Origin of the sequence: Dorea phocaeensis (assembly GCF_900240315.1) — a bacterium.
Lineage (GTDB): Bacteria > Bacillota > Clostridia > Lachnospirales > Lachnospiraceae > Dorea_B > Dorea_B phocaeensis.
Genome location: NZ_OEPZ01000001.1, coordinates 781393 through 804492, shown reverse-complemented (window position 1 = coordinate 804492; position 23100 = coordinate 781393). Strand labels below are relative to the sequence as shown.

At 43.1% G+C, this 23100-nt stretch carries 18 protein-coding genes and 1 other annotated feature; of the genes, 13 read left to right on the top strand and 5 right to left on the bottom strand.

Features of this window, described 5'->3' with window-relative positions; translation table 11 throughout:
* The 4 genes from C0979_RS03755 (at window position 1) to C0979_RS03740 (ending at window position 4982) form a co-directional block, all read left to right on the top strand.
* Window positions 1-1743, top strand: a complete 1743-nt coding sequence (locus tag C0979_RS03755) for an NADH-dependent [FeFe] hydrogenase, group A6 (RefSeq protein WP_101694708.1) — start codon at window positions 1-3, stop codon at window positions 1741-1743.
* Window positions 1744-1852: 109 nt separating this feature from the next.
* Window positions 1853-2104 (top strand): (2Fe-2S) ferredoxin domain-containing protein, encoded by a 252-nt coding sequence (locus C0979_RS03750; protein WP_101694707.1) that lies wholly within the window; start codon window positions 1853-1855, stop codon window positions 2102-2104.
* Window positions 2095-3807 carry a [Fe-Fe] hydrogenase large subunit C-terminal domain-containing protein gene (locus tag C0979_RS03745; RefSeq protein WP_101694706.1) on the top strand — a complete coding sequence of 571 codons (1713 nt, stop codon included), beginning with the start codon at window positions 2095-2097 and terminating at the stop codon, window positions 3805-3807. Before C0979_RS03750 ends, C0979_RS03745 begins: the two co-directional genes overlap by 10 nt.
* A gap of 2 nt (window positions 3808-3809) precedes the next feature.
* Window positions 3810-4982, top strand: coding sequence for a SpoIIE family protein phosphatase (locus C0979_RS03740; protein ID WP_101694705.1), 1173 nt, complete (start codon window positions 3810-3812; stop codon window positions 4980-4982).
* Window positions 4983-5050: 68 nt separating this feature from the next.
* Here C0979_RS03740 and aroA read toward each other — a convergent pair whose 3' ends face one another.
* Together aroA and C0979_RS03730 are read right to left on the bottom strand one after the other, a co-directional pair.
* Entirely contained in the window at window positions 5051-6439 is a 1389-nt protein-coding gene (aroA, locus tag C0979_RS03735; RefSeq protein ID WP_101694704.1) for a 3-phosphoshikimate 1-carboxyvinyltransferase, read from the bottom strand.
* Window positions 6429-7523 carry a prephenate dehydrogenase gene (locus tag C0979_RS03730; protein ID WP_101694703.1) on the bottom strand — a complete coding sequence of 365 codons (1095 nt, stop codon included), beginning with the start codon at window positions 7521-7523 and terminating at the stop codon, window positions 6429-6431. The genes aroA and C0979_RS03730 overlap by 11 nt, the downstream gene beginning before the upstream one ends.
* A 234-nt stretch (window positions 7524-7757) precedes the next feature.
* Between C0979_RS03730 and C0979_RS03725 the strand changes: the two genes are divergently transcribed.
* The 6 genes from C0979_RS03725 (at window position 7758) to C0979_RS03700 (ending at window position 16271) form a co-directional block, all read left to right on the top strand.
* Window positions 7758-8513, top strand: coding sequence for a DUF1638 domain-containing protein (locus tag C0979_RS03725; protein WP_159459846.1), 756 nt, complete (start codon window positions 7758-7760; stop codon window positions 8511-8513).
* A gap of 118 nt (window positions 8514-8631) precedes the next feature.
* The gene (locus C0979_RS03720; protein ID WP_101694701.1) at window positions 8632-10707 is read left to right on the top strand and encodes an elongation factor G; all 2076 of its coding nucleotides are present in this window, start codon (window positions 8632-8634) and stop codon (window positions 10705-10707) included.
* A 113-nt stretch (window positions 10708-10820) separates the two neighbouring features.
* Window positions 10821-12197: a Trk system potassium transporter TrkA gene (gene trkA / locus C0979_RS03715; RefSeq protein ID WP_330403434.1), complete on the top strand. Its 1377-nt coding sequence runs from the start codon at window positions 10821-10823 to the stop codon at window positions 12195-12197.
* 10 nt (window positions 12198-12207) lie between these two features.
* Window positions 12208-13653, top strand: coding sequence for a TrkH family potassium uptake protein (locus C0979_RS03710; RefSeq protein ID WP_101694699.1), 1446 nt, complete (start codon window positions 12208-12210; stop codon window positions 13651-13653).
* Between the two features lie 30 nt (window positions 13654-13683).
* Complete coding sequence (locus C0979_RS03705; RefSeq protein ID WP_101694698.1) at window positions 13684-15333, top strand: hypothetical protein; 1650 nt, start codon at window positions 13684-13686, stop codon at window positions 15331-15333.
* Window positions 15333-16271, top strand: coding sequence for an AEC family transporter (locus tag C0979_RS03700; protein ID WP_101694697.1), 939 nt, complete (start codon window positions 15333-15335; stop codon window positions 16269-16271). Before C0979_RS03705 ends, C0979_RS03700 begins: the two co-directional genes overlap by 1 nt.
* 89 nt (window positions 16272-16360) lie before the next feature.
* Here C0979_RS03700 and C0979_RS03695 read toward each other — a convergent pair whose 3' ends face one another.
* Window positions 16361-17593, bottom strand: a complete 1233-nt coding sequence (locus C0979_RS03695; RefSeq protein ID WP_101694696.1) for a CapA family protein — start codon at window positions 17591-17593, stop codon at window positions 16361-16363.
* A 59-nt stretch (window positions 17594-17652) separates the two neighbouring features.
* The gene (locus tag C0979_RS03690) at window positions 17653-18075 is read right to left on the bottom strand and encodes a hypothetical protein (RefSeq protein ID WP_101694695.1); all 423 of its coding nucleotides are present in this window, start codon (window positions 18073-18075) and stop codon (window positions 17653-17655) included.
* Window positions 18076-18281: 206 nt separating this feature from the next.
* Window positions 18282-18548, top strand: a binding site (T-box leader).
* A gap of 67 nt (window positions 18549-18615) precedes the next feature.
* Here C0979_RS03690 and leuS point away from each other — a divergent pair.
* The 3 genes from leuS (at window position 18616) to C0979_RS03670 (ending at window position 22511) form a co-directional block, all read left to right on the top strand.
* Window positions 18616-21045 carry a leucine--tRNA ligase gene (leuS, locus tag C0979_RS03680; protein ID WP_101694693.1) on the top strand — a complete coding sequence of 810 codons (2430 nt, stop codon included), beginning with the start codon at window positions 18616-18618 and terminating at the stop codon, window positions 21043-21045.
* Between the two features lie 333 nt (window positions 21046-21378).
* Window positions 21379-21741: a VOC family protein gene (locus tag C0979_RS03675; RefSeq protein ID WP_101694692.1), complete on the top strand. Its 363-nt coding sequence runs from the start codon at window positions 21379-21381 to the stop codon at window positions 21739-21741.
* 53 nt (window positions 21742-21794) lie between these two features.
* The gene (locus C0979_RS03670) at window positions 21795-22511 is read left to right on the top strand and encodes an AAA family ATPase (RefSeq protein WP_101694691.1); all 717 of its coding nucleotides are present in this window, start codon (window positions 21795-21797) and stop codon (window positions 22509-22511) included.
* Between the two features lie 54 nt (window positions 22512-22565).
* On the opposite strand, the gene hpf is transcribed toward C0979_RS03670, so the two are convergent.
* On the bottom strand, window positions 22566-23099 hold the full coding sequence (hpf, locus tag C0979_RS03665; RefSeq protein WP_101694690.1) for a ribosome hibernation-promoting factor, HPF/YfiA family: 534 nt from the start codon (window positions 23097-23099) through the stop codon (window positions 22566-22568).
* Window position 23100: the final 1 nt, after the last annotated feature.

Sequence of the window (23100 nt, the reverse complement as noted above, 5' to 3'; positions counted from 1 at the left end):
ATGGAAACTATTCATTTAAAAATTAATGGACTTGATGTATCGGCTCCGGCTGGTTCTACGATTCTTGAGGCAGCACACCAGGCGGGAATCCGCATTCCTACGCTTTGTTATCTAAAGGAGATCAATGAGATCGGTGCCTGCCGCATGTGTGTGGTGGAAGTAAAAGGAGCAAGGAATCTGGTGGCAGCCTGCGTGCATCCGATCGGAGAGGGAATGGAGGTGTATAGCAATACACCAAAATTGATAGAATCCAGAAAGAAGACACTGCAGCTTCTGCTTTCCAATCACGATAAGAAATGTCTCTCCTGCGTGCGAAGCGGAAACTGTGAATTACAGCAGCTTTGCCGGGAATATGGAGTGGATGATGAGAACTATTATGAAGGCGTTATGAATCACTATGAGCCGGATACTTCTGCGGCGCATATGATTCGGGATAATAATAAATGTATTTTATGCCGCAGATGCGTAGCCGTCTGTGAAAAGGTACAGGGAATCGGAGTGATCGGAGCCAACAACCGAGGATTTGATACCGTCATTGGTTCGGCTTTTGAAATGGGCTTAGGGGAGACCAGCTGTGTTTCATGCGGACAATGTATTGCAGTCTGTCCGACGGGCGCACTTTATGAAAAAGATTATACGAATCAGATTTTGGAAGCAATTGCAGATCCAGATAAATATGTAGTAGTACAGACAGCGCCGTCAGTACGGGCTGGCTTGGGAGAAGAATTTGGGTATCCAATGGGAACCGATGTAGAAGGCAAGATGGCAGCAGCTCTTCGGAGAATTGGCTTTGATAAAGTGTTTGATACAGATTGGGCGGCAGATCTTACGATTATGGAGGAAGCAACAGAGCTTCTTGATCGAATCAAAAATGGCGGTGTACTTCCTCTTATTACGTCCTGTTCACCGGGATGGATTAAGTATTGTGAGCATTATTTCCCGGATATGACGGAGAATCTTTCGAGCTGTAAATCTCCGCAGCAGATGTTCGGCGCGATGTTGAAGACTTGTTTTGCTGAGAAAGAAGGAATTGATCCGAAAAAAATTGTTTCTGTCAGCGTGATGCCATGTACGGCAAAGAAGTTTGAAATTGGGCGCGATGATCAGGCGGCGGCAGGGGTTCCGGATGTAGATATTGCCATTACCACCAGAGAACTTGCAAGGCTGATCCGGCGTTGCGGTATTGATTTTACCATGCTTCCGGAGGAAGGGTTTGACGACCCGATGGGAGAATCTACGGGAGCCGGTGTTATCTTTGGCGCAACTGGCGGTGTGATGGAAGCGGCTCTTCGGACGGCAGTAGAAGTGCTCACAGGAGAAGAGCTGGGCAAGTTGGAATTTGAAGATGTCCGTGGAACAGAAGGAATAAAAGAGGCTTCTTATCAGGTTGCCGGGATGGAAGTAAATGTCGCAGTAGCATCCGGACTTGGAAAGGCTAGAACATTGTTGGAGCGGGTAAAGTCGGGAGAAGCAAATTATCACTTTATTGAGATCATGGGATGTCCAGGAGGATGTGTAAACGGCGGCGGACAGCCTCAAGTATCTGCGGATGTGCGGAATTTTACGGATGTAGCGGGAATTCGCGCTCAGGCACTCTATCGGAACGATGAGGGCAAAAAGATCCGTAAGTCCCATGAGAATCCAGCGATTAAGAAGTTGTATGAAGAATATCTGGGAGAACCGGGAAGCCATAAGGCGCATGAGACATTACATACGAGTTATGTAAAGAGAAAAGTGAACTAATTCATAAAAAGATGACTCCCAGAGTCCGGGGTGAAGCCTCGGATCCTGGGAGTTGTTCCATGATCGGGAACTGTGATACAATAATCATATGAATATGAGGAGGAGAGTTATGCGGGTTTGGATTTGTATTGGAAGTTCCTGCCATGTCAGGGGATCGAAGGAGGTCGTTGAGACATTAACTGGATTGGTGAAAGAAAACCATGTAAAGGCGGAAATAGAGCTTGCGGGTTCTTTCTGTATGGGCGCTTGCTCGAAGGGAGTCAGCGTTCGGATTGGAGAAAGGATTTACCATGTGAGACCGGAAGATGCCAAAGATTTCTTTTATGAGGTGATTCTAAAGGAGGCAGAAAGGTGCGGGTAATTGATTTTAAGGATGCAAGCTGCAGGCACTGTTATAAGTGTGTACGCCACTGTGAAGTGAAAGCGATTTCGGTGGAACAGGAGCAGGCTCATATTATGGTAGATCACTGTATTAACTGTGGTCATTGTCTAGAGGTCTGTCCGCAGAACGCCAAGACGTTTGCCAGTGATATGGAGCGTGTCAAGGGATATTTGGGACAGGGAATGAAGGTGATTATTTCCCTGGCGCCGTCTTATCTGGGTGTGCTGGATTATGAAAAGCCGGGTCAGGTTGTGGATGCGCTGAAGCGGCTTGGGTTCTATGAGGTACGTGAGACTGCGGAGGGTGCAGCTCTTGTGACAAAGGAATACTGGAAATTACTAAAAGAAGGGAAGATGGAAAATATTATTACTACCTGTTGCCCCAGTGTGAATGATCTGATTGAAAAGTATTATCCATCTTTGGTTCCAATGATGGCGCCAGTGGTGTCTCCAATGATTGCGCATGGAAGGCTGATCAAAGACATTTACAAAGAAGAGGTAAAAGTGGTATTTTTAGGCCCCTGTATTGCAAAGAAGGAAGAAGCAATCGGAGATGAAAGAGTTAGCGGCGCCGTAGATGCGATTCTGACCTTTGAGGAAATTGTGAAATGGTGGCAGGCGGAAGGCATCGAGGTAGACAAGTGTGAAAATCTTCCGTTTGGTAATCCGAGTCCGAAAGTCAATCAGCTCTACCCGGTAAGCGGTGGTATTATTCAGTCTATTCGTGCCAGTTCGGTGGAAGATAATTATTATAAGATACATATTGATGGTCTGAAAGCTTGTATGGAACTGTTTCAAGAACTGGAAAAGGGAGAAATTCTTCACAGCTTTTTTGAAGTAAACGTCTGTGAAGGCGGCTGTATTAAGGGACCGGCGTCGGATAAGTGGCAGCAGTCTTTGATTCGCGCAAAGATGGATGTAGAGGATCAGGCGGTCTATAGGGAAGAGGCAGAAGGGATTGACGGAAGACAGATTGATCTTGCAAAGACATTTCGGGATCGGCATGTGGAAGACCGGATACCGACGGATGCAGAAATGCAGGAAGTCCTGCATGCAATGGGAAAATATACGCAGACTGATGAATTAAATTGCGGAGCCTGTGGTTATCCTACCTGTCGTGCTAAGGCAGTGGCAGTCTATCAAAAGAAGGCAGAGATCAGTATGTGTCTGCCTTATGCGGTGGCACAGGCGGAATCGATGTCCAACATTGTGATGGATGTGACGCCGAATATGATTCTGATTGTGGATAAGGATATGCGGATTCGGGAGTGTAATAAAAAAGCACAGAAGATACTGGGGGTTTCTAGAGAGGAAGCACTGGAGCGATACATTTTTGAGTTTGTGGATGCGAAGGATATTGCGGAAGTATTGGCGACGAAAAGGCAAGTGTTTCATAAGAAACTAAATTTGGACTCGGTTGGGATGACGGTGAAAGAGACGATTATCTATATTGATAGTCTGGAATCCGTGCTGGTGACCTATCAGGATATTACCAAAGAGGAGAAAGCCAAGGAACAGCATTATCATCTGAAAGTAGAGACGGTAGAGATGGCGCAGAAGGTAATTGATAAGCAAATGCTGGTGGCGCAGGAAATAGCAGGCCTTCTGGGAGAGACGACAGCGGAGACGAAGGTAACGCTTTCAAGGCTTCGGGATTCGATTCTGTTTGAAGAGGAAGAGTAGAGATGAGCGTAAGTATCGATATTGCATGGAAAAGTTTGAACAAGCATCAGGAAGAACTCTGCGGAGACAAGGTGGAAGTGCTGAAAACAGATGATTCTGAGATTGTGATTTTGGCAGATGGGATGGGAAGCGGCGTTAAAGCCAATATTCTAGCGACATTGACGTCTAAGATTTTGGGGACAATGTTTCTGGAAGGGGCGGAGATTGAAGCTTGTGTGGAAACCATTGCAAAAACGCTTCCTGTCTGTAAAGTACGGGAAATAGCATATGCGACGTTCAGCATTTTGCAGATTTTCCATAGTGGAGAAGCCTATCTGGTAGAATTTGACAATCCCAAATGTGTGTTTATTCGGGATGGACAGATTGTAGATTATCCCTATCAGGAACGCATGATAGAGGATAAGAAAATCCGGGAATATAGGTTTCAGGTGAAACTAAAAGATTGCTTTGTGCTGATGAGTGATGGGGTAATCTATGCAGGAGTCGGAGAGCTTTTGAATTTTGGATGGACTTGGGAGAGTATGGCTGAGTATACGTTGAAATGTACCAAGCAGACGTTGTCGGCATCCAGACTTGCTGCTATGTTAAGTCAGGCATGTGATGATCTATACGGACAGAAGCCGGGAGATGATACGACGATTGCTGTTGCGCGCGTGATTGAACGGCGGATTCTAAATATTTTTACCGGACCGCCTCAGAAAAAAGAGGATGATGATCGAGCGATCCGTGACTTTATGCGTCAGGAAGGAAAAAAAGTGGTCTGTGGAGGAACCAGTGCCAATATTGCGGCAAGAGTTTTGAAAAAAGAGATTGTGACATCATTGAATTACGCAGATCCTTCTGTTCCGCCAACGGCTTCTATTGACGGGCTGGATCTGGTAACGGAAGGGGTATTGACGCTTGGAAAAGCGCTGGGACTTCTGAAACGATATGAACAGGATGCGTTTGATGAGGCGTTTTTTGATGAACTGGATGCAGATAATGGAGCATCAAGGTTGGCAAAGCTTTTGATTGAAGAGTGTACAGAGTTGAATCTGTTTGTTGGAAAGGCTATGAATACAGCGCATCAAAATTCTAATCTTCCATTTGATCTAAGTGTCCGGATGAATCTTGTGGAACAATTAAAGGAATGTGTTGAGCATATGGGGAAAAAAGTAAAGGTGACCTGTTATTAGGTCACCTTCACTTTTTTTCTTGCTGAAGCTGATTTTTTAAGAAAAAGCATAAAAGATATAAAAAACTATTAGAAGCAACTTTCCAGTGTTGAAAAGAAGTTGGGATATGAGACATCAATACATTGACTTTCAAGGATCTGTGTGGCGGATTGTTCTTGTGTCTGTGCGGCAGTCTTTTTGGCCAGTAATGCAGCGATGGAAAAGGCCATGGCAATCCGGTGATCTAAAAACGAGGAAATAACTGCCGGGTGAAGAGGAGCTTTAGTGATCCGATGTCCGCCTTCAATGATCATACCATCTTCTGTTGGGGTGATATCACATCCCATAGCGTGAAGGTTGGTGGTAATAGTGTCGATACGGTTGGTTTCCTTCACTTTCAGTTCGGCAGCGTCTCGAATGATGGTGGTGCCTTCCGCGTGGGCAGCCATAACGGCAAGAATCGGAAGCTCATCAATGAGAGTAGGAATCAGACTACCCTCTATCGTGGTGGCGTAAAGCTGACTGCTGCGAACCAGAATGTCAGAATGTTCCTCTCCGCCGGTGATATTCTGGTTTAGATAAGTTAAATCGGCTCCCATGGCTTTGCAAACTGCAAGAAATCCTGCACGTGTCGGATTGATGCCTACGTTTTTGATGAGAAGTTCGGAGTCCGGCACTAGAAGTGCGGCAGCAATAAAGTAAGCTGCGGAGGAAATATCTCCGGGGATAGCAATCTCTTGTCCATATAATTCCTGGCAAGGGAGGATGGTTGCGGTGGCTTGCCCATCCGGGAATGTTCGGGAAGAAAGAGATGCGCCAAAGCTTTGGAGCATTCGTTCTGTATGATCCCGTGACAAAGAAGGTTCTGTGACAGAGACAGGGTCGTTGGCATAGAGTCCGGCAAGGAGAATGGCAGACTTTACCTGTGCGGAAGCAACAGAAGAGGTATAGTTGATTCCATGGAGGCTGCCTGGATTAATTAGAAGAGGCGCACATCCATTACCATTTAGACTTTCAATATGAGCGCCCATAGCATTTAACGGAGTCATAATCCGTTTCATCGGGCGTGTATTCAAGGAGGCATCGCCGGAGAGCAGAGACGAAAAACGCTGTCCGGATAAGATACCGCTAAGAAGCCTGGTGGTGGTTCCGCTGTTGCCGGTATTTAAGGTCTTAGAAGGCGCCGAAAGCCCGTGTAGACCTTTGCCGTGAACCAAAATCCGACCGGAAGAGGCGGTGGAACTTGTTAAGGGATTGGAGGAAGCAGTCGATGGGATCGCCTCGATCTCAATGCCCATACTCTGAAAACATGCAATGGTGGAGAGGCAGTCGGCTCCATTTAAAAATCCAGTGATTTCTGTAGTACCTTTGGAAATGGCGCCCAGCATTACACTGCGGTGAGAGATGGATTTGTCTCCGGGTATTGTAATCGCGCCACGCAGTCCGCAAGATGCCGGAAAAATAGATTTAACGTTCATAGACTATGTACCTGTATTTCTGCAGCAGCAAGGCTGCCTTGTTGGATGAATTCTCGTCGTAGAATTCGATTCGCAGAACCCCTTCTTCAAATTCCCGGTTGTGAACAATGCCAATATTTTTGATATTCAGATTGTTTGACGCCAGAATGGTTGCAATCGTTGCAATTCCACCGGCTTCGTCGATGATATCACAATATACGGCGAAAGTTTTTTTGATTGGTCCGGCAGATGTGGACGGAAGGGAATTGCGGTAGTTTCTGGAAGTGTCAAATAACTGATACAATCCCTGCTCATCCCCTTGATCAACCAGAGCCTTTGCCTGTTGAAGCGTTTCAATATAATTTGCAAGTATTTGAGAAATATTTTCCTTGTTTTTTACACAAATATGTTGCCACATGGTTGGGGAGGAAGAGGCAATCCGGGTGATATCCTTGAATCCTCCTGCTGCAAGATTTTTCATCAGTTCTTCCTTTGTGTCATTATCACGGACAAAGTTCACCAAACTTGCAGCAATGATGTGAGGAAGATGACTGATAGTACCAGTGATATAGTCATGTTGATGCGCCTCCAGAATAACGGGGATGGCACCCAGTTGCTGAACGAAAGCGGCGTAGCGGTCCAAATTCTCCTGTTTGGTTTCTGCACATGGAGTTAACACAAAATATGCATTTTCAATCAGCATGGCTTTGGAGTTGGGATAGCCGCTTTTTTCTGAGCCGGCCATAGGATGGCCGCCAATAAAATGAGAACCAAGTCCAAGCGCTGCCACCTCGTTATGGATATTTGTTTTTACACTGCCTACATCGGTTAAAATACACTCTTTTCCAAGGTATTTGGCCACCTGTTTTAAATAAGCTGTGTTGTAAGAAACCGGTGCGCATAAAAATATGTAAGAACAGTTGCGAAAGTTATCATCTATTGTAGTGGCCGCTACATCGATGACCGATTCCTGCGTAGCCAGTGCAAGTGTTTCCTTATTCTTGTCAAACGCTACGATCTCGTATGTGGGATGGTACTGGCGGATCGCTTTAGCAATGGAGCCTCCGATCAGTCCCAGGCCGATAAAACCTACTTTGTCTTTCATAGTAACCTCCTGAAATGGATTTAAAATGGCTTCGGGGACGTGTACTTTTTCAAAAAACTCCGTCCCCATTTCCATTTTACCCTGTCCCCATTTTATTTGTCAATCTACAATGCGTTAAAGTGAAAAAGTCTGCCGGGGTAAAGTACGAAATTAAATAGACATGTAAAAACAGAAGGAGTATGATGATAATCAGAAGGACACAGCGCGTAGAATGATCAGATGAGGAGTCGATTTATGGGACGTTATAAGCTATTGGGATGCAAAATTATGGAAAGGGAGATCGCGAGTGTTGTTTACTCTTGTAAAAATGTAATTGATGTGACATTGATTCGGCAGAAACTTCACGACAGACCGGATAATCTGCGCAAGGTACTGCAAAATGAGATTGATCAATTGGAGAGTAATGAGCATAAATATTCTAATGATACAAAAGAAAATGATTTTGATGCAATTCTATTGGGATATGGATTATGTTCGAATGCGGTGATCGGGCTTCACAGCAGAAAGTATCCGATTGTGGTACCGAGGGCGCACGACTGCATTACACTTTTTATGGGGAGTAAGGAAGAGTATGCGAATTACTATGAAACGCACAAGGGATTTTTCTACTATACTCCGGGATTTGTAGAAATTGGGTATCCGGATGACGATGCGGTATGGGAAAGGCGTTATCAGACGTACTTGTCACGGTATAAGGGGAGCGAGAAGAAAGCAAGGCGTGCAGTAGAAATTGAAAAATCATTTATTATTTCTTATCAGGGATTTTCTTATATTAAATGGGATACTATTCCATTTTCGGAATATGAGGAGAAGATCAAGCAGCGTGCGAATGAGAAGGGGTGGAAATATGAAGAAATTATAGGGAAAAATACAATTCTTAAAAGGCTCGTAGATGGAGAGTGGACAGAAGAAGAGTTCCTCGTTGTCCCGCCGGGGTTCCAGGTAGAGGCAAGCTATGACAAGGACATCATTAAAATAGGAAAAATGTAGAATAGATAGTCAGATTGCTATGATAAATCTTATAAATAATGCACAAAAGAGTTGTAATTAGATAAAAATCTTAGTACAATATATACATGAGATTTTACTAAGCAAGGAGGCAGCTAATATGAAAGTTTACAGAACGGATGAAATCAGAAACGTGGTCCTGTTAGGACACGGAGGAAGCGGCAAGACAAGTCTTGTAGAAGCCATGTCTTATGTATCAGGAGCAACGAATCGTATGGGAAAGATCGCGGACGGCAATACGATTAGTGATTTTGATAAAGAAGAACAGAAACGTGAATTTTCTATCAGCACAACGCTGGTGCCGATTGAATGGGAGAAAGCGAAAATCAATGTGCTTGACACACCGGGTTACTTTGACTTCGTCGGAGAAGTAGAAGAAGCGGTAAGTGCAGCAGATGCAGCGGTCATTGTTGTATCTGGAAAAGCAGGCGTAGAAGTTGGAACGGAAAAAGCCTGGGAATTGTGTGATAAATACAATCTTCCACGTATGGTCTATGTAACAGAGATGGATGTAGATGATGCAAGTTTCCGTCAGGTAGTTCAGGATCTGACAGAGCGTTACGGAAAAGTTATTGCACCGCACTTCCAGCCAATTCGTGAAAACGAGAAGCTTGTGGGCTATGTGAATGTAATTAAAAATGCAGGAAGACGCTTTACAAGTCTAGGACAGCGGGAAGAGTGTGAGATCCCAGATTACTGTAAACCAAATCTTGAGATTTACAGAGAAAAATTATTGGAAGCTGTTGCTGAGACCAGTGAAGAGTTTATGGAGCGGTATTTTGCAGGAGAAGAATTTTCCGTGGAGGAAATTCGTTCTGCAATGCGTACGGAAGTAATGAATGGAAGTATTGTTCCGGTTGCGATGGGCTCCAATCTTCAGGCGCAAGGAGTTACGAATCTTTTGTCTGATATCGTAAGATTCTTCCCAAGCCCTGACTGCAAAGAGTGTGCGGGAATTAACCGTAAGACGAATGAAATTTATGAAGCTAACTATGATTTTGCGAGAGCAAAATCTGCATATGTATTTAAGACGATGGTAGACCCGTTCATTGGAAAATACTCTTTTGTAAAAGTTTGCTCTGGTGTATTGAAGGGAGAAGATACTTTATATAATTCAGATTCGGAAGTGGAAGAGAAACTTGGCAAGCTGTATACCATGTGCGGAAATAAGCCGGTTGAAGTCAGCGAGCTTTTTGCAGGAGACATAGGAGCTATTGCAAAATTATCCGGAACCAAGACAGGGGATACTTTATCAGCAAAAGGAACACCGATCATCTATGGAAAGACGGAATATTCTAAGCCATATACATATATGAAGTATGTTGTGAAAAATAAAGGAGACGAAGACAAAGTTTCTCAGGCATTGCAGAAAATGATGGCGGAAGACGTTACACTTAAGACGGTCAATGACAGCGAAAACCGTCAGACACTGCTCTATGGAATGGGTGATCAGCATTTGGAGATTGTGGCAAGCAAACTGGCATCCAGATATAAATGTGAGATCACACTGGAGACACCAAAGGTAGCATTCCGTGAAACAATCAAGAAAACGTCTGATGTAGATACAAAATATAAGAAACAGTCTGGCGGACATGGACAATATGGACACGTAAAGATGAAATTTGAACCATCCGGAGATCTGGAGACACCGTATGTATTTGAGGAAACCGTTGTTGGCGGAGCTGTACCAAAGAACTACTTCCCGGCAGTAGAAAAAGGACTTCAGGAATCTGTAGTGAAGGGACCTTTGGCTGGATATCCGGTAGTTGGAGTAAAAGCAACGCTTTATGATGGATCCTATCATCCGGTAGATTCTTCAGAGATGGCATTTAAGACAGCAACCAGCCAGGCATTCAAGAAAGGCTTTATGGAAGCCGGACCGGTCCTTTTGGAACCAATCGCTTCTGTAAAGGTTACAGTTCCAGACGATTATACCGGAGACGTTATGGGAGATCTGAATAAGAGACGTGGACGTGTCCTTGGTATGAATCCTGTTGCAAATGGCTGTCAGGAGATTGTTGCAGATATTCCAATGACAGGACTCTTTGGATATTGTACAACGCTTCGGTCTATGACTGGTGGAAGAGGTACTTATTCTTATCAGTTTAGCCGGTATGAGCAGGCGCCGTCTGATGTACAGGCAGCAGAGATTGCAAAGCGTGCAGCAGAAGAATAGATAAAAATATAATTTTATGGATCTATAATAAATAGAAGAAAAGCCCGGAAGGGCTTTTTTTCTTAGGATAAAGGTGCTATAATCTCCTTGCTATCAAAAAAATACATAGAAAAATGGTGAGGAAAAGAAAGATGAAAATAGTAATCATCGGAGATGGAAAGGTTGGTCATAAGTTGACCGCGCAGTTGTCCGAAGAAGATTATGACATTGTATTAATTGATCAAAATGAAGGAAAATTAAAGGAAGCTCTGAATCGGCTGGATATTTTCTGTATTACAGGAAATGGTGCGGATGCGGATGTTCAAAAGGAAGCGGGAGTTCAAAATGCAGATTTGGTGATTGCCTGTGCATCCACCGATGAACTTAATATGTTAAGCTGCCTTTTGGCGAGACGCCTGGGGGCAAGGCATACCATTGCCCGTGTCAGAAATCCAGTTTACTATCGTCAGATGGGATTGTTAAAAGAAGATCTTCATTTAAGTATGGCGGTAAATCCGGAATTAACGGCAGCTATGGAGATTGCCAGAGTTTTACTGCTTCCGGAGACCAGTAAAGTAGAGACTTTTATGAAAGGCAGAGTAGAACTGGTAGAATTTACGCTTCGGGAAAACGGACTGCTTGTTGGCCTTCCGCTGAAGGAGATTTATCGGAAATTCCAGATCAAGATTCTGGTGTGTGCAGTAAAGCGTGGAGACGAGATTTACATTCCAGATGGAGAATTTTTGCTTCAGCAGGGGGATAAGATTCATATCACGGCGTCCCATCAGGAGTTGGAGGCATTCTTTAAAGCTATTGGAAAACGGATTCTTAAGGTAAAGAAAGTGCTGATTGGCGGTGGAGGCCATGTGTGCTTCTATTTGGCTTTGCAGCTTCTTCAGGCAGGAATGCAGGTGAAGATTATTGAACGAGATGAGAAACGGTGTGAACAGCTCTGTGAAATCCTGCCGAAGGCGACGATCATTCATGGAGACGCGGCAGATCATGATCTCCTTTTAGAAGAAGGAATTCGGGAGGCGGATGCATTTGTAGCGCTGACCGGTATGGATGAGGAAAATATTATTATGTCCCTGTTCGCAAAGACGCAGGGAGTGGGAAAAGTTGTTGCAAAAGTTAACGAAGACTCCCGTGCACAGCTTGTAGAGGAACTCGGAATTGACAGTACCGTATCGGCAAAAGGAGCGACGGCAGATGCGATTATGAGCTATGTCAGAGCCAGAAATAATTCTTACAGCAGCGTGAATATCGAAACTGCATATCGACTGCTTGGCGGAAAAGTGGAGGCTTTGGAATTTATTATCAAGGAAGAGTGCCAGTTTACGAATGTGCCGCTTAAGAATCTTGCGACAAAAGCAAATCATCTGATTGCATGTATTGGCCGAAAGGGAAAAATTATTATCCCGAATGGAGAGGATCATCTGGAAGCAGGCGACAGTGTGATTGTAGTAACGAAGGATCACATTATTAATAGTTTCAGTGACATACTTGCATAGGAGATAAATGATGAATACGAAGATGATACGATATATACTGGCCAAGATGCTGGGGGTAGAGGCGCTTCTTCTGCTTCTTCCTGCATTTGTGGCGGTGATTTACGGAGAAAAGAGCGGAGTCTGGTTTCTGGTTCCGATTGCTCTTTTGGCGGTGCTCTATCTGATAGGAGGAAGAAAGCGGCCGAAGGAACAGACCATTTATGGAAAAGAAGGAATGATTATTGTTGCTTTGGCATGGATTTTGTGGTCATTGTTTGGTGCGCTGCCGTTTTGCTTGTCAGGGTATATTCCTAATTATCTGGACGCATTTTTTGAAACAGTGTCAGGATTTACGACTACGGGATCTTCTATTATGCCGGATGTGGAAATTCTTCCGCAGTGTATGACCTTTTGGAGGAGTTTTACCCATTGGGTTGGCGGAATGGGGGTATTGGTATTTGTAATGGTGCTGACATCCCTTGATAAACACCATACGATGTTTTTGATGCGGGCGGAAGTTCCGGGACCTGAAAAGGATAAGCTGGTGCCTAAGGCTATGAGTACTGCGCGAATTCTGTACGCGATGTATCTGGGGCTGACGATTGTGGAGGTTGTGCTGCTGGTATTTGGTGGAATGAGTCTCTTTGACAGTTTGATCCATTCCTTTGGTACAGCGGGAACCGGAGGATTTTCTAATTATGCGGCCAGCGTTGGACACTTTAACAGTGCATACATTGACGGTGTGATCACGGTATTTATGATTCTGTTTGGGGTCAACTTTAATCTTTATTTCTTTTTACTGCTAAGAGATTTTAAGCCGGTGTGGAAAAATGAAGAGCTTCGGGCATATCTGGGGATTATTCTTGTTTCAGCGCTTTTAATTACCTGGAATATCAGTCCGTCCTATCCGAACCCATTGACCGCGTTCCGATACGCCATTTTCCAGGTGGCCTCTATAATTACGACGACGGGGTATGCGACGACTGATTATGTAGTGTGGCCATTGCTTTCGCAGATGATACTATTGATATTAATGGTGATTGGTGCCTGTGCATCTTCCACGGGAGGCGGTATTAAGGTGTCCCGGCTTCTGATGGTATTCAAATGTATTAAGCGAGAGATTATGCAGATGGCGCATCCGAAGTCTGTCAATGTAATTCGTGTGAATAATAAGAAGGTGGGTTCCGATGTGCTGAGAAGTTTGTATGTGTATTTGATGGCATACGGAGTGCTGATGGTAGGATCGATTTTGATTGTGTCTATAGATAACAAAGATTTTGCAACGACGATAGGATCGGTGTTTGCGACACTAAATAATATTGGTCCGGGACTTGCGGAAGTGGGACCGGCAGGAAATTTTTCCGATTTTTCACCGTTGTCTAAGCTGGTGTTCTGTATTGATATGTTGGCAGGACGTTTGGAAATCTTTCCATTTCTGATGCTGTTTACGGCAAGTGCATGGAGAAGAAAATTCTAGAAAAAGGTTGGAAGCGACCAGGGAGGTATTATGAAAGGAAAGAAAAAACTGCTTTTGAGCATTGTTATAATTCTGGTGGCAGCTGCTTATTATTATGCGGCGCTGCCGGCAGTAAATATTCATTCTTCAGAGACGTGGTTCTTTATGATTGCACTGGTGATTGTGATTGCGCTTCTCTACATGAAGAAAGGACAGATTGGAATTCGGGAATTAAAACAGAGCAAGATGATGAAGAGTTTCGGTGTTGTGGTTCTGGGACTTGGAATTATCTATCTGGCAGGTACGCTTTTGTCTTCCCCGATTATCAATGCGAAGAAATATCAGAAGCTGATGAAGGTAGAAGAGGGAACTTTTACCGAAGATATTGAGGAACAGTCTTTTGATAAGGTTCCGCTTCTGGATAAGGAGACTGCTGAGATTTTAGGAGATCGGAAGATGGGAAGCATGGTGGACATGGTATCCCAGTTCGATGCAGACAATATTTACAGCCAGATCAACTATCAGGATAATCCGGTGCGTGTGACTCCACTGAAGTATGCCAGCCTGATTAAATGGTTTACCAACCGATCAGAAGGAATTCCGGCATATATTCGGATTAATATGGCAACCCAGGAGACAGAACTGGTAAAGCTGGATGAAGGAATTAAATATACAACGAGTGAACATTTTAATCGAAATATTTACCGTCATCTGCGGTTTGCACATCCGACTTACATTTATGGCGAGCTCAGCTTTGAGATTGACGAAAAGGGAGTGCCTTATTGGATTGCACCGGTAAAGAAGTACAATATTGGCTTGTTTGGCGGTGAGACAGTTGGGAAAGTGGTACTCTGTAATGCGGTAACAGGAGAGATGAAGACTTACGATGTAGAGGATGTTCCGCAGTGGGTGGATCGTGTTTATTCCGCAGATCTGCTGGTACAGCTGTTTGATTATTATGGAACTTTAAAGCATGGATTTTTAAATAGTGTATTAAGCCAGAAAGACTGTCTAGAGACGACGGATGGTTATAATTATCTGGCTCTTGAGGATGATGTGTGGATGTACACAGGAGTAACCTCTGTCAATGGAGATCAGTCCAACGTTGGATTCGTGCTTTCTAACCAGCGGACTATGGAGACAAGATACTATGAGGTAGAAGGCGCTACTGAGGCTGCGGCAATGTCTTCTGCGGAAGGTCAGGTACAGAACCTGAAATATACGGCTACATTCCCGCTGCTTTTGAATATTTCCGGCGAGCCGACGTATTTTATTGCGTTGAAGGATGATGCGGGTCTGGTGAAGAAGTATGCGATGGTTAATGTACAGAGATACCAGATTGTAGCGATTGGAGATAGTGTCAGCCAGTGTGAAGAGAATTATCTGGAACTTTTGTTAAGTAATGGAGTGAAGGAAGAAGAGAAGGATACCAGAGAGGTACTTGAGATTTCCGGTAAGATTACGAAAATTGCACAGGCGGTACTGGATGGTACGTCTCACTACTATCTGATGGTGGAAGGATCTGAAGAGATCTTCGATGCATCGGTTGTGGACTTCATCGATGTTGTCAGATGTGAAGTGGGTCAGGAAATTACGATGGAATACAAGAAGGGCGAGAAAGCCAATACAGTGATGTCACTGACGTTTGACGGGGCAGAGCCTGCAAATGCAGAAGCTTCTGAAGATGAGGTGGCAGAGTAATGGCGCTTAGTGGATTGCTGGCAGAACAGATCATCGTGATGTTTCTTACCATGGCAGTTGGATACGCTGTGGTAAAGCTGGGATTGTTCCGGTCGGAAGACAGCCGGGTTATTTCCAACATGGTTGTCTATATCTGTTCGCCGTGTGTAATTGTCAATTCCTTTCAGATTGATATGACGCCGGATAAAGTGCAGGGACTTCTGTTGGCAATGACAGCGGCAGTAGCAGTTCATGCGGTGCTGATTATACTGGTAAAGCTACTGGAAAAACCGCTTGGACTTACCAGCATTGAGAAAGCTTCTGTGATTTACTCGAACGCGGGATATCTGGTCATTCCTCTTGTGGATGTGGTTCTGGGAGAAGAGTGGGTATTTTATACAACGGCCTATATTCTGGTTCAGACGATACTGATTTGGACACATGGAGTCCGACTCCTGGGAGGAGAATCAGAAGGGAATTATCGTAAGATTTTGAGGAATCCTAATATTATTGCAACAGCAATTGGATTGACTTTGTTCCTGACGAAGATTCGGATTCCGTCCATACCGGCAAGTTGTATCGAAGGGTTTGGTGATATGATCAGTCCGGCAAGCATGCTGGTAATTGGAATGATTATTGGAAAAGTGAAATTAGGACAGGTGTTTCGGAAAAAGCGTCCTTATCTGATTTGTTTTCTGCGGCTTATTGTGGTGCCGGTTTTGGCAGCAGCAGTGTTTGCATGGGTGGGACGCATGGGAATTCACAAAGATGCAGAGTATATTCTGATGGTCTCTCTGATTGCTACATCGGCGCCGGCAGCGGCTATGATTACACAGCTTTCACAGATTTATCATAAGGATGAACAGTATGCAAGCGTTATCAATGTGATGTCCGTGTTGTTTTGCATTATTACGATGCCGGCAGTGGTGATGTTGTATGAGTTCCTCTATATGTTGTAGTGAAAGAAAGAGGATAGAAAAATAAAAATTGAACTCAAAAAAGAGTGGATCGTTTCGTTGAGATGATCCACTCTTTTTTGAGAAAGAGATTACCGGATTTGATTGCTGTATTCTTCAATTTTATCAAGAACCCGCTGTTTTTCATCGCCGTCCAATGGAATTGGACAATAGTCATTGTATCCGCTGGCGGTAGAAAGTGAACAAGGAATAATGTTAACATCATCTGTTTTTTCCAGTTTTCCTTCTTTTAAGGTAAAGGTCTGCTGAAAGATCATCGTGTCCTTGTCTCCGGGATTGGAGTTTCCACCGAAGCAGAAATTGCCAAGACTGTAGGCAATATAACGATCTTTGTATTTTTCAATCCCCTGAAGAACATGGGGATGATGACCGATCACCAGATCGGCGCCTTTGTCAATCGCAAGATGAGCAAGCTCTTTCTGGATTTCATTGGGAACGTATTCCCGTTCATTTCCCCAATGAAAATTGACGATAATTAATTGAGCTCCCGCCTTTTTGAGTGCGGAAATATTTTCCTTTACCTGTTCTTTTCTATCTAAATGATCTGCAAGTTCATAGATACCGGTAAGACCGATTTTAATACCTTTTAACTCTATTAACTTGACACGTTCAAATCCGAAGGTTGCAACATTGTCACTTTCCAAGAATTCGATGGTGTCGGTGTAACTCTTGCTTCCGTAATCATGGCTGTGATTATTGGCAAGATTCGCTGCCTCAACAGAACTTCCGGACAGGATTTTGGAATATTCAGGGTCGGCCTTGAAAGCATAGGTCTTGGCTTCCCTTTGTTCTTCAGTTGTCAGGGTTCCTTCCATATTGACGATGGATAAATCATCCTTTTCTAATATGGGGCGGATATACTGGAAGAAGTAATCTGCTCCCTGCGCATTGTAGTAGGCATTGAGGCTGGTTGCGGGATTGAAGTTGATATCTGTTCCCAGTGTACAGTCTCCCATGGAACTTATAGTGATCGAAATCCCCTGATCGGAATCTTTTGGCGTTTCTTTATCTAGCTTTAGCTTTTCAACCTGGGGTTTTGGTGTATTAACAGATTTTGTTTTGTCGCTTTTTTTGTTTTCTTTGTTTTCCTTTTTGGCAGGCTTTTTAGCCACCTTTTCTTTATCGTCTACGGATTGCGTAGTTTCCTTGGGCGGCTGTTTGTCTGGCTTTGACAGTATGCTTCGGATGCCGAAGAACAACAGCAGACAGAGGAAGAGAGGCACGACAATGCAGATGAGAGCCCGGAGTTGTTTCTTTTGTTTCTTTTTCTTTTGACGTTTTCTGGCGTCTTTGATTCCACTCATTTTTTTACCATAAAACAGGCAGCCCGTAAGGGACTGCCTGATATTTTCCTTTGTTATTCTTAATTCAGATAGTTGCAGCCTTCTGAGTTGATTTCAGATAAATCAGCTTTGTCTGCGCTGATGCTTACATAAAATTCAATTCCGCATTCTGCAGAAATCTTTTTCAATCTTTCGATAAAAGTAGGAATATTTTCGAGAGAAATATTCGCGTGTTTCAAAATACCATCGATAAATACGCATTCAATATCGTGGTTGGAACTGTACATACCATATAAAAATCCGATATACTCGTCAATATTTTCAATTGCCGGGAAATCATCCATACATACTGTACGAATGTCGAAGGTAACACTTGCTGTGTCACGGTGAGTTTTCTTAATAAATACTACATTTCCATTACATTTTTTAGCCTGAGCATTAGCCTGCTCAATCATTTGTTGTGTCTTTCCGCTGCCCTTAGGACCTGTTAATAAATTTACCATGGCAAACTCTCCTTTATGTATCATATTATACTGAGCCCCCTCAGTACGATTAACTTATGTTTATTATACACTAAAAGATATACGGAAACAATACAAAAATTATATATTTTGCACTTGAAAATGAAGGGGAAAATGTGAGGGATGAGAATCCAAGATAAACCTCTTGACTTATTTTAAGATTCTTCCTATAATAAGTAACGTATATGAGAAAAGCGATGAAGAGGATCAGTAGAAGTGAGAAACCGTTCAGAGAACTGCCGGATGGTGCAAGGCAGCGGGTGGAAACTTTGAACTCGCCTTGGAGTTCCGGTATTGAAGGACACGGGATTTTTTACTTTTCTAAAGAGGAAAATGAAAGTGTATGTATAGATGTCGGCGGGAATTCCCGTTATAGAAACAATGAGTGCATTTGCAGAGGAATCTGCGGATGAAGAAGAGTGGTACCACGGAAAATAAGCCTTTTCGTCTCTTGTGAGATGTGAAGGCTTTTGTTTTTTTATGAAATGATTTTTATGAAAGAAGAAAGAGAGGAAGTTTATCATGTCAAAAGTCCCTTATAATCATAAGGCAATTGAGAAAAAATGGCGTGAAAACTGGGAGAAGAACCCGGTTAATGTCAAGGAAAATGCAGATGGCAGCAAGAGAGAAAAATATTACTGTCTGGACATGTTTCCATATCCGTCAGGAAATGGTCTGCATGTAGGACACTGGAGAGGATATGTGATCTCTGATGTGTGGAGCAGATATAAATTACAGCAGGGATACTATATCATTCATCCGATGGGATGGGATGCTTTTGGTCTTCCGGCTGAGAACTATGCAATCAAGATGGGAGTGCATCCTTCTATTTCTACAGCGGAAAATATCAAGAATATCAAGCGTCAGATTAATGAAATTGCAGCGCTTTACGACTGGGATCGCGAAGTAAACACCACAGATCCGAATTACTACAAGTGGACACAGTGGATCTTCGTAAAGATGTTTAAAGAAGGTCTTGCATATGAGAAGGAGTTCCCGATTAACTGGTGTCCGTCCTGTAAAACAGGTCTTGCCAATGAAGAAGTGGTAAACGGAAAATGTGAGCGCTGCGGAGCAGAAGTAACGAAGAAAAATCTTCGTCAGTGGATGTTAAAGATTACTGCTTACGCAGAGCGTCTGTTAAGTGATCTTGATAAGCTTGACTGGCCGGAAAAGGTTAAGAAAATGCAGTCCGACTGGATTGGAAAATCTTATGGAGCAGAGGTAGACTTCCCGGTAGATGGACGGGATGAGAAGATTACGGTCTATACGACCAGACCAGATACCTTATATGGTGCAACCTTCATGGTACTTGCTCCAGAACATGAGCTGGCTGCAAGCCTTGCTAATGATGAGACAAGAGAAGCTGTTGAGAAATATATTTATGACGCATCTATGAAGTCAAATGTAGATCGTCTGCAGGATAAAGATAAGACAGGTGTATTTACAGGAAGCTATGCGATTAACCCGTTAAATGGAGAGAAGACACCGATCTGGTTATCTGATTATGTACTTGCAGATTACGGAACCGGAGCAATCATGTGTGTACCGGCTCACGACGATCGTGACTTTGAATTTGCAACGAAATTCGGCATTCCGATTGTTCAGGTTATTGCAAAAGACGGAAAAGAAATTGAAAATATGACAGAGGCTTACACAGAGGCAGTTGGAACCATGATTAACTCCGGTGAGTGGAATGGAATGGAATCCGCAGTCCTTAAAAAAGAAGCCCCACATATTATCGAAGAACGTGGTATTGGACGTGCAACTGTAAATTACAAGCTGCGTGACTGGGTATTCTCCCGCCAGCGTTACTGGGGTGAACCAATCCCGATCATTCACTGCCCGCACTGCGGAAACGTACCGGTACCGGAAGATCAGCTTCCACTGGAACTTCCGGACGTGGAATCTTATGAGCCTACAGGAACCGGAGAATCTCCGCTTGCAGCTATTGATGAGTGGGTAAATTGTACTTGTCCTGTATGTGGACAGCCTGCAAAACGTGAGACAAATACAATGCCGCAGTGGGCAGGATCTTCCTGGTATTTCCTGCGTTATGTGGACAATCACAATAATGATGAACTGGTTTCCAAGGAAAAAGCAGATGAGATGCTTCCGGTAGATATGTATATCGGTGGTGTAGAGCATGCGGTACTTCATCTTCTGTATGCACGTTTCTATACAAAGTTCCTGTGTGATATCGGAGCGATCGATTTTGATGAGCCATTCCAGAAACTCTTCAATCAGGGAATGATTACAGGCAAAAACGGAATTAAGATGAGTAAATCCAAAGGAAATGTTGTATCTCCGGATGACCTCGTAAGAGATTACGGATGCGATTCTTTAAGAATGTACGAATTATTCGTAGGACCGCCGGAGTTAGACGCAGAGTGGGATGACAGAGGAATTGACGGTGTAAACAGATTCTTAAAGAGATTCTGGAATCTTGTTATGGACAGCAAGGAAGCAAACGTAAAAGCTTCTAAAGAAATGATTAAAGAACGTCATAGACTGGTGAAGGATATTACAATCCGTCTGGAGAGCTTCAGTCTGAATACTGCAATCTCTGGATTCATGGAGCATAATAACAAGCTCATTGAGATTGCGAAAAAAGAAGGCGGAATCGATGAAGAGACGCTGTCAACGATGGCAGTGCTTCTGTCCCCATTTGCACCACATATCGCAGAAGAGGTGTGGGAGCAGTTAGGACATGAAGGAAGCGTATTTACTGCCGGATGGCCTACCTATGACGAGAATGCCATGAAAGATGATGAGATCGAGGTCCCGGTACAGATCAACGGAAAGACAAGAGCTGTCATTTCTATCGCAGCAGATATTTCCAAAGAAGAAGCGATTGCAGCAGGAAAAGAAGCGATTGCAGATAAACTGACAGGTACGATTGTGAAAGAGATCTATGTACCAAAGAAGATTATAAATATTGTGCAGAAATAATTGAGAAGAAATTCTCACAACAGAATAAAGTGCTTGGAAATATTGAAAAGTTCGCTTAAAATCAAGGTTTGCAGACATTTTTCTTCAAAGAAAAGGTATCATAGAATACCGCATAATATCGTAACAGATTTTTAAAATGGAGTAAATTTGGAGTAAAAGTTGAAAGAAAATGGAGTAAATATTTCAAGAAGATATGAAAGGAATGACGCAGATAGTAGAGATATTGTCTGCGTTATTTTTTGTGATTATAATGATGTAAATAATTACAAAGTATGATATTATGAGAAATAAATAAATTCCGGTTTTCCGCGTTGAAGAGGAGAGATACAGATAATGAAATTAAAAAATGTTTTAATTGTTGTCAAAGATATTGAAAAATCAAAAAAGTTTTACCATGACTTGTTTGGGCTTGATGTGATACTTGATAATGAAGGTAATGTGATTTTAACAGAAGGTCTTGTGCTGCAGAAGGAAGATATTTGGAAGGAATTTTTGGAGAAAGATATTATTCCGCGAAATAATTCTTGTGAATTGTATTTTGAAGAGCAGGACATAGAAGGATTTGTCGAAAGGCTGGAAAAGTTATATCCTTCCATTCAGTATGTCAATCGGCTTGTGACACATAGCTGGGGGCAAAAAGTGGTTCGTTTTTACGATTTGGATGGAAATCTGATAGAAGTTGGAACTCCTATGTAAGTAAAGAAATGTGATGTGTATTTTTATGTGGACAAAAGGGGAAAATAGATTGTATGAATCAGCAATTTATACGTGGATTGGAAATTGATTGGAATAAAATTGAGCGGGACAGCTATTTGAAAAACATTGAGGCACTGAAAGGGGTTGAGCAATTAGAGTTTGAAACCCCTATTACGTTTTTTGTCGGAGAAAACGGAAGTGGCAAATCTACGTTATTGGAAGCGATTGCGGTTGCTTATGGGTTTAACCCGGAGGGGGGAACGAAGAACTATTCTTTTTCTACCTATGATTCTCATTCTAATCTTTGTGAAGCGATACGATTGTCCAAAGGATTCAGGCAGGCGAAGCACGGTTATTTTCTACGTGCAGAGAGTTTTTATAACGTGGCAACAAAAGAAGAAGATTATGCAGATGCAGGGCATCCATCCAGCAGATTTTATGCGCAATCTCATGGAGAGAGTTTTTTGGCATTGGCACAGCAGCAAATGCAGCCGAATGGCATCTATATCTTGGATGAGCCGGAGGCAGCGTTGTCACCGCACAGGCAGTTGACGCTTATGTTGGAAATCCATCGATATGCAAAAGCCGGTGCACAGTTTATTATCGTAACGCATTCGCCGATTTTACTGGCCATTCCAGAAGCCAAGATATGGACGTTTGACGAAGGTGCAGTACATACTTGTGCGTATGAAGATACCTCTAGCTATCAGGTGACGGAAATGTTTGTGAATCATAGAGAGCAATTGCTGGATAGGTTGTTTAAAGAGTAAGAAAGAGTGGGAGCAAAATCTTTGATTTTGCTCCCACTCTTTATAAAATTTTACTTAAAATTCTGGTTCAATCAATCCAAAGGTACCATTTTTTCGGCGGTATACAACATTTACTTCGTCTGTTTCTGCATTGCAGAATACATAGAAATCATGTCCCAGTAATTCCATCTGCACACATGCATCTTCCGGATACATTGGCTTGAATCCGAATTTTTTGGTGCGGACAATCTTGATTTCGTTATCCTCGTCTACACTGTCTGCAGCATCAAAGAATTCCTGTTTAAAGTTGCCGTCTTCCTGATGTCTTGCATTCAGTTTGTTTTTATATTTGCGAAGCTGACGTTCAATGACTTCTTCTACCAGGTCAATCGATACATACATGTCACTGCTTACCTGTTCGGAGCGGATGATTCCACCTTTGACAGGGATGGTGACTTCAATTTTCTGGTGTTCTTTCTGAACACTCAAAGTTACGTGAATTTCCGTATCGGGAGTAAAATATCGCTCTAATTTTCCGAGTTTGTGTTCAACTGCCTCCCTTAATCCTGGTGTTACATCGATGTTTTTTCCAATAATGATATACTTCATG